This window comes from Achromobacter sp. DMS1, from assembly GCF_001270295.1.
The window spans coordinates 7994-20457 of record NZ_LHSJ01000185.1; the positions used below are offsets into that span (position 1 = coordinate 7994).

A 12464-nucleotide genomic window follows, 5' to 3' on the forward strand; every position below is an offset into this window, starting at 1 on the left:
CGCGCAGGGCGGCGCGCCGCGCGCCAGCCAGAATAAACGGCCCATGCACGCCTTGCGGATGGCACGAGCCCACAAGACCGGAACCCGAAACCGGCAACACCAGAAAACCACTCCGTTCCCAACACGAGGAGGCAGTACCATGAGCAGATGCACATTGACCCTGGGCACCTTGTCGGCCGTCATCGCTGGCCTCGGAGCGTGCGCGGGAGCGCACGCGGCGGGCTTCCAGCTCCTGGAGCAGAACGCCAGCGGCCTGGGCAATGCCTACGCCGGCTCGGCCGCCAATCCCGAAAACGCCAGCATCATCTACTACAACCCCGCCGGCATGACCTACCTGCCCGGCTTCAACATTTCCGCCGGGGTCAATCTCATCAAGCCATCGTTCAAGTTTTCCGACAACGGCGACAGCCGTAATCCCAGCGTGCCGGGGCTGCCGGGCACGGGGCTGGGCGGCGCGCGCCCCACCGGCGGCGAGGGCGGAGACGCCGGCAATCTCGGCGTGGTGCCCAATCTGTACGCCTCGTGGCAGCTCAACGAACAGTGGTACCTGGGACTGGGCGTGGGCGCGCCTTTCGGCCTCATGACGGAGTACGACGACGACTGGGTGGGCCAATACCACTCGAACAAATTCGAGATCAAGACCATCAACGTCAACCCGTCCATCGCCTACAAGGTCAACGACCAGTTCTCCATGGGCTTCGGGCTGAACTGGCAGCACATCGACGCCAACTACAAGAAAAAGACCGTGGTGCCGCTGCCCGGCCTGCCCCTGGCCAGCACCGGCGACGCCGACCTGAATCTCAAGGGCGACGCGTGGGGCTGGAACGTCGGCTTCATGCTGCAGCCCACCGAAGACACGCGCATCGGCCTGTCGTACCGCTCCAAGATCACCCACCGGGCCAAGGGCGATACCGACATCACCAGCATCTACCCGACCGGCAGCTCGGTGTCCTTCGACGCCAAGACCCGCGTCACGCTGCCCGATACGCTGGTGCTGAGCGCCACCCACCAGCTCAACGAAAAATGGGAACTGCTGGGCGACGTCTCGTGGACGGGCTGGAGCAGCATTCCCGACCTGAAGATCCGCAACTCGGGCACGGGCGCGCGTGACGACGACCTGCCGCTCAACTTCCGCGATACCTGGCGCGTGGCCATCGGCGCCAACTACAAGTTCGCGCCGGCCTGGAAATGGAAATTCGGCCTGGCCTTCGACCAATCCCCGGTGCACCACGCCGAAGACCGCCCCACCTCGCTGCCGGACAACGACCGCTACTGGTTCTCCACCGGCGTGCAGTGGCAGGCCACCAAGAACACCACGCTGGACGTGGGCTATACCTATCTCTATCTGCGCAAGACCGACATCGACACCACTTCGGGCAACCAACTAACCAAGGGCCGCGTGGCGGGCACTTACGACAGCAGCGGCCACATCTTCGGCCTGCAGGTGTCGTCGCGCTTCTAAACGTCCCCGGGCGGCGGCCGGCGCCGCCCGCATTCTCAGGAGACAAACGTGAGCAAGTTCGCCGTCAAACACGTCGCCGTACTCGGCGCGGGCGTCATGGGCGCGCAGATCGCCGCCCATCTGGCCAATGCCGGGGTGCCGGTCCTGCTGTACGACCTGGCCGCCGCCGAGGGCGACCGCAACGGCGCCGTCAGGAAGGCCATGGCCGGCCTGGCCAAGCTCGAACCCGCGCCCCTGGCCGGGGCGGCCCGGCTGGCCCTGATCACGCCCGCCAACTACGACGACGACCTGGAGCGCCTGCGCGGCTGCGACCTGGTCATCGAAGCCATCGCCGAGCGCATGGACTGGAAAACCGCGCTGTACGAACGCATCGCGCCGCACGTGGCCCCGGACGCCATCGTGGCCTCCAACACCTCGGGCCTGTCCATCGACGCCCTGGCCCATGCCCTGCCCGAGAGCCTGCGCGAGCGGTTCTGCGGCATCCATTTCTTCAACCCGCCCCGCTACATGCGGCTGGTGGAAATCATCGCCGCCCCGCATACCCGGCCTCCGGTGCTGGACGATCTCGAAACCTGGCTCACGACGCGCCTGGGCAAGGGCGTGATCCGCGCGCTGGACACGCCGAACTTCGTCGCCAACCGCATCGGGGTCTTCTCCATCCTGGCGGCCATGCACCACACCGAGCGCCTGGGCCTGGGCTTCGACGAAGTGGACGCCCTCACGGGGCCGCGCATCGGCCGGCCCAAGAGTGCCACGTACCGCACCGCCGACGTGGTGGGGCTGGACACCCTGGCCCACGTGGTGGGCACCATGGAGCAGAACCTGCCCGACGACCCGTGGCACCGGTATTTCCGCCTGCCCGGCTGGCTGTCGGCCCTGATCGCGCGCGGCGCGCTGGGCCAGAAGAGCGGCGCCGGCGTCTACCGCAAGGCGGGCCGCGAGATCCAGGTGCTCGACCTCGCCGCGCAGGACTACCGCCCCAGCGCGGGCAAGCTGGCCGACGAGGTGGCCGCCCTGCTCAAGGAGCGCGACCCCTGCAAGCGGTTTGCCGCGCTGCGCGCCTGCGACCCCATCCGCAGGCCCGGTTCCTCTGGAGCCTGTTCCGCGACATCTTCCACTATTGCGCGGCGCAGCTCCGGCAGGCGTGGCCGGCAACGCGCGCGACCTCGACCTGGCCATGCGCTGGGGCTTCGGCTGGTCGCAGGGCCCCTTCGAGACGTGGCAGGCCGCCGGCTGGCAGGCCATTGCCCAGGCCGTGGCCGAGGACATCGCCGCCGGCCGCGCCATGAGCGACACGCCGCTGCCCGCCTGGGCGACCGACCCGTCGCGCCAGGGCGTGCACACGCCCGAAGGCTCGTACTCGGCGCGCGACGGCAAGCTGCATCCGCGCTCCGCGCTGCCCGTGTACCGCCGCCAGCTCTACCCCGAGCGGGTCTATGGCGAAGCCCCCGACTCCCGCGGCGAAACCCTGTGGCAGAACGAGGGCGTGCGGCTGTGGCGGCTGCCCGAGGCCGACCCGGGCATCGCCATCCTGTCGCTCACCTCCAAGATGCACACCATCGGCGGCGAGGTGCTCGACGGCATCCAGCGCGCCATCGCGCTGGCCGAGCGCGACTTCGACGGGCTGGTCATCTGGCACGAGGCGCCCTTCGCCGTGGGCGCCAACCTGGAGCAGGTGTCGCAGGCCTGCGCCGCCGGCCAGTGGGACATGCTGGAAGCCATGGTCGAAAAATTCCAGCGCACCTCGCTGGCCTTCAAGTACGCGCAGATTCCCACCGTGGCCGCCGTGCAGGGCATGGCGCTGGGCGGGGGCTGCGAATTCCTGATGCACGCCTCGCACCGCGTGCTGGCGCTCGAAAGCTACATCGGGCTGGTGGAGGCCGGCGTGGGCCTGATCCCGGCCGGCGGCGGCAGCAAGGAGTTCGCCGCCCGCGCCGCCGCGCTGGCGGCCCGCACGGCCACGCCGGCGAGGTGTTTCCCTACCTGCAGCCGGTGTTCCAGACCATCGCCATGGCGCAAGTGGCCAAGAGCGCGCTGGAAGCGGTACAGGCCGGCTTCGCGCGCGAACACGACATCGTGCTGTTCCACCCCGACGAGCTGCTGCACGTGGCGCTCGCGCAGGCCCGCGCCGCCCGCCGATGCCCGGCCATGCGCCGGCGCCGCCGCTGACCGGCGTGCCGGTGGCCGGCCGCGCCGGCATCGCCAACTTCGAGATGATGCTGGTGAACATGCGCGAAGGCGGCATGATCAGCGCTCACGACTACCGCGTGGCCCGCAGCGCCGCCGTGGCGCTGTGCGGCGGCGAGGTCGACGCCGGCACGCGGGTGGACGAGGAATGGCTGCTGGCGGTGGAGCGCCGCGAGTTCATGGCGCTGCTGCGCACGCCCGAAACGCAGGCACGCATCCGCCACACCCTGGATACCGGCAAGCCGCTGCGGAACTGACACCGCCCCGCGGCCCCATGGACGCATGAGGAATGATATGAACACGCAGATTCAAGACGCCTACATCGTCGCCGCCACGCGCCTGCCGGTCGGCAAGCGCCCCATGTCGCGTTAAGTTTTCGTGCGTCGGGTTTCACCGTGCCAGGTCGGCGGTAAGACTCAGCAAGTTTCCAGACGAACGCGGCTCAAGCCGCGTTTTTCGTTTTTGTTCGCGTATTTTCAGTTCCCAGAAACCCAGGAAGCATTCCGATGGTACAGATCACATTGCCCGNGCATCGGCGCCGCGCCCGGTGAGCATCATGTCCAGCGCCGCCGGCGCACCGATCAGGCGTGGCAGGCGCAGCATGCCGCCCCAGCCGGGGAAAATGCCCAGCATGACCTCGGGCAGCGCCAGCGACACGCCGGGCGAGTCGGCCACCAGGCGGTAGCGGCAGGCCAGCGCCAGCTCCAGCCCGCCGCCCAGGCAATGGCCCTCGATCAGGGCCAGGGTGGGATAGCGCACGGCGGCGAGGCGGTTGAAGAGGTTCCAGCCGCGCGCCACCAGGGCGCGGGCCTGTTCGGGCGTGTCGAGCGCGGCGAATTCGTTCACGTCGGCGCCCACGATGAAGCCGCCGGTCTTGCCGGACCGGATGACGAGGCCGCGCGGCGGCGAGGCTTCCAGCGCGTCCAGCGCCTCGGAAAATTCTTCCATGGCGCGGGCCGACAGCGCGTTGACGGCGGCGTCGGCGCGGTCGAAGACGAGCCAGGCCAGGCCGTCGGCGTCGCGCGACAGGCGCCAGTGCGCCCAGGTTTGCGGGGCGTTCATGCGCGTTCCTCCAGGGTTTCGACCAGCACTGGCCCCGCCCTGGCCGCCGCCGATGCAGATGGCGGCCATGCCGCGCCGGCCGCCTCGCCGCCGCAGGGCTTCGAGCAGGTGCAGCACGATGCGCGCGCCCGAGGCGCCCACCGGGTGGCCGATGGCGATGGCGCCGCCGTCCACGTTGAGCCGGTCGCGGTCGAGCCGGCCCCAGGCCGGCGTGCCCAGGTGCTCGCGGCAATAGGCTTCGTCGTCCCAGGCGGCCAGGCAGGCCAGCACCTGGGCCGCGAAGGCTTCGTTGATCTCCCAGAGGTCCAGGTCGTTCAGCGCCAGTCCGTGCCGCTGCAGGATGGGCGTGGCGGCGTGCACCGGGCCCAGACCCATGCGCGCCGGATCGAGCCCGGCCCACTGGCTGTCGAGAATGCGGCCCAGCGGCCGCAGGTTCCAGCGCGCCACCGCCTCTTCGGAAGCCAGCGCCAGCATGGCGGCGCCGTCGGTGACCTGCGAGCTGTTGCCCGCCGTGATGTTGCCCCAGGGCTTGTCGAACACGGGCTTGAGCTTGGCGAGCTTCTCGGGGGTGGAGTCTTCGCGTACGCCGTCGTCGTGGTCGTAGAGGCGGCCCTGCGCATCGACGATCGGAACGATCCCGCCATACGCGCCCGCGGCGCGTGCGGCCAGGGCGCGCTGGTGGCTGGCGGCCGCGTAGGCGTCCATCTCGGCCCGCCCGATGCCGAACTGCGTGGCCAGGTTTTCAGCCGTCTGGCCCATGGAAAGCCCCGCCACGGGGTCGGTAAGGCCCTTGAGCAGGCCGATCACGGGCGCCAGATCGCGCAGCCGCAGGGCGCGCAGCGCGGCCAGGCGCGCGCCCAGCCCGCGCGCCGCATACCAGCGTGCGAGCCAGCGCACCATGCCGTCGGAGAACAGCACCGGCGCGCGCGACAGCGCATCCACGCCGCCGGCCAGCACCAGCTGGGACCGTCCCGACTGGATGTTGGCGATGGCCGAGTCCAGCGCCTGCATGCCCGAGGCGCAGTTGCGCATGACCGTCCAGCCCGGCACGCGGTCGCCCGCGCCCAGGCGCAGCGCGATCACCCGGCCGATGTTCACCTCGTCGGGAGACGGGGCGGCGCAGCCCACGATGACCTCGTCCAGGTCGGTGGGCGCGTAGGGCTGGCGCAGCAGCAGCGCGCGCCCGGCCTGCACGGCGAGGTCGGCGGCGGAAAACGGCCCCGGCCCCGTACGCGCTTTCAGGAAGGGCGTGCGGGCACCGTCAACGACATAAACCGGCTTGAACGTCATGCAGCCCCCTCACGCCGCTTTGCGCTCGGCTGCGGCCTTGCCGGCCGCACCCAGGTCGAAGGCAAAATCATCCACTCTCACCACCCGGTCGCGCAAGTCATTGCGGCGTTTCACCAACGCATATTCTTCGTCGGAGAGCGCGCCGGCCGCATAGGCCGCCTCGGCGATGTCGCGCACATTGGCGCGCGGATCGCCCTGCAGGCCGCCGCGCTTCTCGAACTCGCGGATGCGCGCCTCGACGGGCTCGGCCTCCAGCGCAGCCGCCAGCGCCTGTTCCAGCGCGCCCACCGGCTCGTCGGGCCGTGGCGGGCAGGTGGCAGCACGCGGTGAGGCGGTCGCGTGCCGGCCCGGGCGCGATCAGCAGGCGCGCGACTTGCTGACCCAGCGCGTCCGAAGGCGGGCGGCAGGCGCGGCCCCGGGGCATGACCAGCAGCCGCAGCGCGCGCGCCATTGCGCGGTTGGGGAAGTTGTCGAGCACTCCCTCGAAAGCGTCTTCGATGCGGTGCAGGGCGTCTTGCAGCGCCCAGTGCGCCAGCGGTTCGTCCGCGGCCTGCCGGCCTTCGTCCTCGAAGCGCTTGAGGGTGGCGCTGGCCAGGTACATCTGCGAAAGAATGTCGCCGAGCCGGGCCGAGAGCCGCTCGCGGCGCTTCAGGCTGCCGCCCAGCGCCAGCATGGAGGCGTCGGCCAGCAGGGCGAAGGCGGACGAATAGCGGCCCAGCTTGCGGTAGTAGCCCTGCATGGCGGGCGCGGCTTCGGCCGGCGCGCGCGCCAGGCGGGCGCCGGTGAGGCCCGCGCCCAGGGCGCGCAGGGCGTTGCGCAGCACGAAGCGCGCATGGCCCCAGAAAGCGAGGTCGAAATCGCGCAGCCCCTGGCGCGCGTCGTCGGCCTGGGCCGCGCGCATCTCCGCGAGCACGTAGGGATGGCAGCGGATCGCGCCCTGGCCGAAGATGATGAGGCTGCGGGTGAGGATGTTGGCGCCTTCCACGGTGATGCCGATGGGAATCTGCTGGTAGGCGCGGCCCAGGAAATTGGACGGCCCGAGGCAGATGCCCTTGCCGCCGATGATGTCCATGCCGTCGTTGACGACCTGGCGCGCACGCTCGGTCACGTGGTACTTGACGATGGCCGACACCACCGAGGGCTTCTCGCCCAGGTCCACCGCGCCGGCCGTCATGGCGCGCGCGGCATCTACGAGATAGGTGTGCCCGCCCATGCGGGCCAGGGCTTCTTCCACGCCCTCGAATTTGCCGACGGGCATGCGGAACTGGCTGCGCACCCGCGCATAGGCGCCCACGGCGCGCGTGGCGAGCTGCGCCATGCCGGTGTTGGAGGAGGGCAGCGAAATGGAGCGGCCCGCGGCCAGGCATTCCATGAGCATGCGCCAGCCCTGGCCCGCCATGGCCGGTCCGCCGATGATGAAGTCCAGCGGCATGAAGACGTCCTTGCCGCGCGTGGGGCCGTTCATGAACATGGCGTTGAGCGGGAAGTGGCGGCGGCCGGTTTCCACGCCGGGGTGGTCGTGCGGCACCAGCGCGCAGGTGATGCCCACGTCGCGCGCGCCGCCCAGCAGGCCCTCCGGGTCGTACAGGCGGAAGGCCAGGCCCAGCAGCGTGCACACGGGGGCGAGGGTGATGTAGCGCTTGTCCCAGGTGACGCGCATGCCGATGACTTCGCGGCCCTGCCATTCGCCCTTGCACACGATGCCGCTGTCGGGAATGGCGGCCGCGTCCGAGCCCGCCCACGGGCTGGTCAGCGCGAAGGCGGGCACCTCTTCGCCGCGCGCCAGGCGCGGCAGGTAGTAGTTCTTCTGCGCTTCGGTGCCGTAGTGCAGCAGCAGCTCGGCCGGGCCCAGCGAATTCGGCACCATGACGGACACGGCCAGCGCCGAAGACCGCGTCGACAGCCGGGTGACGATCTCGGAGTGCGCGTAGGCGGAAAAGCCCAGCCCGCCGTAGGACGTGGGGATGATCATGCCGAGGAAACCATTGCGTTTCAGGTAGTCCCACAGCTCGGGCGGCAGGTCGTAGCGCCGGTGGGTGACCTCCCAGTCGTTCAGCATGCGGCATGCCTGCTCGACGTGCGTGTCCAGGAAGCGACGCTCCTGCTCCGTGAGGCGCGGCCGCGGGTAGGACAGCAGGCGGGACCAGTCGGGGCGTCCGCCGAAGAGCTGGCCTTCCCACCATACGGTGCCGGCCTCCAGGGCGTCTCGCTCGGTGTCCGACATTTGCGGCAGCACCTTGCGGTAGAGGCGGAACACGGGCGCGGTCAGCAGGGCGCGGCGCAGCGGGCGCACGCCGAGCAGCACGGCGGCCAGCAGCGCAACGAGGGCCAGCGCGATGAGGACTGCGGTCATGGTTCTTGTCTCCCTGGTTCTTGCGTGGCGGGTCGCGGGTCAGTTGCCGGGCGCCGGCGGCAGGGGCGCCCGCAGCCCGCCCAGCAGGAAGCTCATGAGGCGCGGCAGCAGCAGCGCCGGGTTGTCGGGCTGCTCGGCCTCGTCCACGGTCCAGCCCGTGACGGAGCGCAGCAGGTCGGTGCCGAAGATGGCGTAGGACGTGGCGCCCAGCATGAACTGGAAGCGCCACATGATCTCGGCGCGGGGCACGTCCGGCAGCGCGGCGAACAAGGCATTACGGTAGCGGTCGAGCACGTCGGCGTACTCCTCCGCGAACAATGCCCTTATGAAATCGGACGGGTCCGTCATGGTGCGCTCCAGCAGCGGCAGGAAAGTGCTGCCGGCCTGGTTGGGGTCGGCCGCCAGGCGCAGCAGCGTGCCGAAAAACGCGTCCACGATCTGCGAGGGTTTGAGCGGCTTGCCTCCCGCCTGGGCCTCCAGTTCGTCGAGCAGGCGCAGCCGCTCGCGGTTGACGATGGCCAGCCGGCGCTTGAGCACCGCCTGCACCAGCGATTCCTTGGACCCGAAGTGGTAATTGATCGACGCCAGGTTCACGCCGGCCGCCGTGGTGATCTGCCGCATCGACGTGCCGTCGTGTCCCTGCTGGGCGAACAGGGCTTCGGCGGTGTCCAGGATCGACTCGCGCGTGCCCGAGGTCTTGGATTCTTGCATTTGGTTGAATTCAAACGTTTGTTTTATTGAGTATGCGCCCGAACGAATCGGAATGCGAACCCCGGCAATCCCCAATAGGGTTTACCCCCGATGGATCTCGGCCGCTTCGGCGAGCCGGCGCGCGGCGCGCGTCGGGTTTTCGGACGAGGCGAATCAGGCGTTCGGGGGAGCGTTGTCCTAGTGCGGACGCATCATTCGCGACCTTTGTCCTCGGACGACGGGCCTAGGATGAAAGCCGTCTGGAAGGCGCGCGCAAAAGTCCGCAGTATCGGGCTGGGAACAGATGTGCATGTGCGCGGGGACCGCATTGCGCCCGGGCGTTCGAACGATCCGCATATGGCCGGTACAGGAGCAAAGGGAAATGAAGACCTACAGAGTGGGGCTGCTGGTCGATGGATACGAGCAGCCGGGGTGGATGCACGAGATGGCCGACTGGCTCGCCCAGAGCCGGGAGTTCCAGATCGCGGCCTTGCTGGTGATGGGGCTGGGGCAGGACGGGCGCGCGCCGAGGCTGGGCGTGAAGGCGCTGTTCGGAACCCTGACGCGGCTCGAGTCCCGGCTGCTGCCGGCGCGGCAGAGGCAGGTGCTGGAATGCGGCGACATGCGCGAGCGCCTGCCGCCCGGCGTGCCGGTGCTGGACCTGCAGCCCGCCTCTGAGGCCGGCGACGACGGCGTGGCCGCGCTCGGCCTCGACCTGGTCATCACGCTGGGCTCGTCGGCCGCGTCCCGCGCCCAGATGCGGGATTGGGCCGCGCTGGGCGTATGGCGGCTCAGCTACTCCGACATCGCGGTGGCCACCAGCCGCTACGCGGGATTCTGGGAGGTGTACCAGCGCGCCGACCACACCTCGGTGCGGCTCTGGCGCATGGGCGCGACGGCGGAGCAGGACGAGCTGCTGGACCAGCGCAGCTTCAATACCGAAGTATTTTGGCTGAAGAACCAGGCGCGCGCGTTCAGTCTGGGCAATTTCATGGTGTACGACGCCTTGCAGGCGCTGGCGCGGTCGCGCCGGGGCGCCGCGCCGCCCGTGATCCAGATCGTGAGCGGCGAGCGCGCGCGGACCCGGTGGAATGGAACAGCGCCTCGTACATCGCGCGCCAGGCGGCATTAAGGATGGTCTGAACAATTCCCCCGCCCAACGGTAAACTTCGTCTGTCACGCCCTCTCGAGTCTGTTCATCATGAGCCAACTGAGTTTTTCTGAAGCGGAATTTGCCGGTAAGCGCAAGAAGACACGCCGTGAGAAGTTCTTGAACGAGATGGATCGCACGGTGCCGTGGGATTACCTGGCCGGTGAGATTGCCAAGCACTACCCGCAAGAAGGCAAGGTGGGTCGCCAGCCGTATCCCATTGAGACGATGCTGCGGATTCACTTCATGCAGCAATGGTTCAACCTGAGCGACCCAGCGATGGAAGAGGCGTTGTACGACAGTTTTTCGATGCGCCAGTTCGCCAAGCTGCCCGGTGGTCGTGCGCCGGACGAGACGACGATCCTGAACTTTCGTCACCTGCTTGAGAAGCACAACATTGCCGAAGAAATGTTCGAAGGCGTGAACCTGCTGCTGCAAGACTATGGGCTGATGGTGCGCCGGGGAACGATTGTGGACGCGACGATCATCGATGCGCCCAGCTCGACGAAGAACGCCCAGGGCGCGCGGGACCCCGAGATGCACCAGACCAAGAAAGGCAATAACTACTTCTTCGGCATGAAGGCGCACATCGGGGTCGATCTGCATACGGGCTTGGTGCATTCGGTGGTGGGTACGGCGGCCAACGTGGCGGATGTGACGCAGGTCGATGGGCTGCTGCACGGGGAGGAAGAACTGGTCTTGGGTGATGCGGGCTATCAAGGTGTGGGCAAGCGCGAAGAACACCAGGGGCGCGATGTGCAGTGGCATATTGCGTTGCGCCCGAGCCTGCGCAAGAAGTTGAGCAAGACGGTGCAATCCTTGCAAGACGCCTATGAACACACCAAGGCCAGCCTGCGGGCCAAGGTGGAGCACCCGTTTCGGGTGATCAAACGGCAGTTCGGCTACACGAAGGTGAGGTATCGGGGGCTGGCGAAAAACACCGCGCAGTTGCTGACGCTGTTCACGTTGAGCAATCTGTGGATGGCGCGACGACATTTGATGGCAGAGGTGCGCCCATAGGACATCAAAAGGCCCGGAAACGGGCTCTTTTGAGCGAAAACACGACGGAAAATCGGGATTTTGGACGTTTTTTTCTGATTTTCTGAAATCAGGCGACAAGCAGTGATGAATTTGGGTCGGCTGGCTGATTGTTCAGACCGTCCCTAATAGCAATGCTTCTCATTTTTCTTAGCAAATTCAGTTACAAGGAAATTTCCCGTCCGTCGCCAGGCGAGCTGCGCGCCGCGCGGCATAGTGGTTTTCCCTGAAAACAGGCTTCCCGGACCATTTGGCGGTTTTCAAGCGCCGGCCGGTCCGGTACATTGCAGTGGCCTGACCACCGAACCACCAGACACCTGGACCCACTACTGGAATCGCCGCCGCCGCGCCGTTAAGCTCCCCCTTCCCCACTACCGCTTCCGACCACCATGACTTCGCTGCAGGCCGTCGCCTCCACCCGCCTCTACCGCATGATTGCCGACCAGATCGCCGCCCGGATCAGGGCGGGCGACTTTCCCGCCGGCACGCGGCTGCCGGCAGAGCGCGACCTGGCCGAGCAGTTGCAGGTCAGCCGCGCCTCGGTGCGCGAAGCCCTGATCGCGCTGGAAATCGAAGGCTATGTGGACGTGCGCGTGGGCACCGGCGTCTTCGTCTGCGCGCCGCGCGAAACCGCCCGGCGCGACGCGGCCGCGGCCAATGCGGACAGCGTGGCCGAGGCCACCGACATCGGGCCTTTCGACCTGCTCGAGGCGCGCCTGCTCATCGAGCCCGAGTGCGCCGCGCTGGCCGCGCAAAAGGGCTCGCCCGCGCAGATCGCCGCCATCCGCGCCGCGCACGACGGCATGTCGCCCACCGAATCGCCCAGCGAACACGACCGCGCTTTCCACAGCGCCATCGGCGCCGCCTGCGGCAATGCCGCCCTGGCCGCCGCCGTTTCGCACATCTGGCACCTCAGCACGCTCAGCCCCGTCTTCCACCGGCTCGAGGAGCACTTCGTGACCACCCGCGTGTGGACCGAAGCGCAGAAAGAGCACCAGCGCATCCTCGCGGCCATCGTCGACCGCGACCCCATCCGCGCCCGCCACGCCATGCACGACCACCTGGTCAGCATCCTGGCGCGGCTGCGCGAAGACTTCGGCAGCACGGGGATCCGATGATGCGATGACCGGCTGACCTTTTCTCTCCCGGCGCCCGCGCGCCGGCTTCCCGAACCGACCGTGCACAGGCACCGCCGGCGCAATGCGCCGTCCGCGGCGAGGGGGACCGGCTTG

At 68.6% G+C, this 12464-nt stretch carries 5 protein-coding genes and 4 pseudogenes; 5 read left to right on the top strand and 4 right to left on the bottom strand.

What is annotated here, in order from left to right; translation table 11 throughout:
• Nucleotides 1-139: 139 nt before the first annotated feature.
• A complete protein-coding gene (locus tag AD428_RS18755) occupies nucleotides 140-1462 on the top strand; it encodes an OmpP1/FadL family transporter (RefSeq protein ID WP_053246192.1) in 1323 nt (440 codons plus the stop codon).
• 48 nt (nucleotides 1463-1510) lie between these two features.
• Nucleotides 1511-3906: pseudogene (locus AD428_RS18760) on the top strand (3-hydroxyacyl-CoA dehydrogenase/enoyl-CoA hydratase family protein).
• A 272-nt stretch (nucleotides 3907-4178) separates the two neighbouring features.
• On the opposite strand, the pseudogene AD428_RS27175 reads toward AD428_RS18760, so the two are convergent.
• The 4 genes and pseudogenes from AD428_RS27175 to AD428_RS28290 all read right to left on the bottom strand — a co-directional run.
• Nucleotides 4179-4711 (bottom strand): annotated as a pseudogene (locus AD428_RS27175) (enoyl-CoA hydratase-related protein); the annotation flags it as partial.
• Nucleotides 4708-6001 (bottom strand): annotated as a pseudogene (locus AD428_RS18770) (acetyl-CoA C-acetyltransferase). The pseudogenes AD428_RS27175 and AD428_RS18770, both read right to left, overlap by 4 nt.
• A gap of 9 nt (nucleotides 6002-6010) precedes the next feature.
• A pseudogene (locus AD428_RS18775) lies at nucleotides 6011-8354 on the bottom strand (acyl-CoA dehydrogenase).
• A gap of 39 nt (nucleotides 8355-8393) precedes the next feature.
• On the bottom strand, nucleotides 8394-9065 hold the full coding sequence (locus AD428_RS28290; RefSeq protein WP_053246194.1) for a TetR/AcrR family transcriptional regulator: 672 nt from the start codon (nucleotides 9063-9065) through the stop codon (nucleotides 8394-8396).
• Nucleotides 9066-9426: 361 nt separating this feature from the next.
• Here AD428_RS28290 and AD428_RS18785 point away from each other — a divergent pair, with 361 nt between their 5' ends.
• The 3 genes from AD428_RS18785 (at nucleotide 9427) to AD428_RS18795 (ending at nucleotide 12350) form a co-directional block, all read left to right on the top strand.
• Complete coding sequence (locus tag AD428_RS18785; protein WP_235490952.1) at nucleotides 9427-10176, top strand: hypothetical protein; 750 nt, start codon at nucleotides 9427-9429, stop codon at nucleotides 10174-10176.
• A gap of 69 nt (nucleotides 10177-10245) precedes the next feature.
• Nucleotides 10246-11214, top strand: a complete 969-nt coding sequence (locus tag AD428_RS18790; RefSeq protein ID WP_053244871.1) for an IS5 family transposase — start codon at nucleotides 10246-10248, stop codon at nucleotides 11212-11214.
• A 407-nt stretch (nucleotides 11215-11621) separates the two neighbouring features.
• Nucleotides 11622-12350 (top strand): FadR/GntR family transcriptional regulator, encoded by a 729-nt coding sequence (locus AD428_RS18795; protein ID WP_053246195.1) that lies wholly within the window; start codon nucleotides 11622-11624, stop codon nucleotides 12348-12350.
• The last annotated feature ends 114 nt before the right edge of the window (nucleotides 12351-12464 follow it).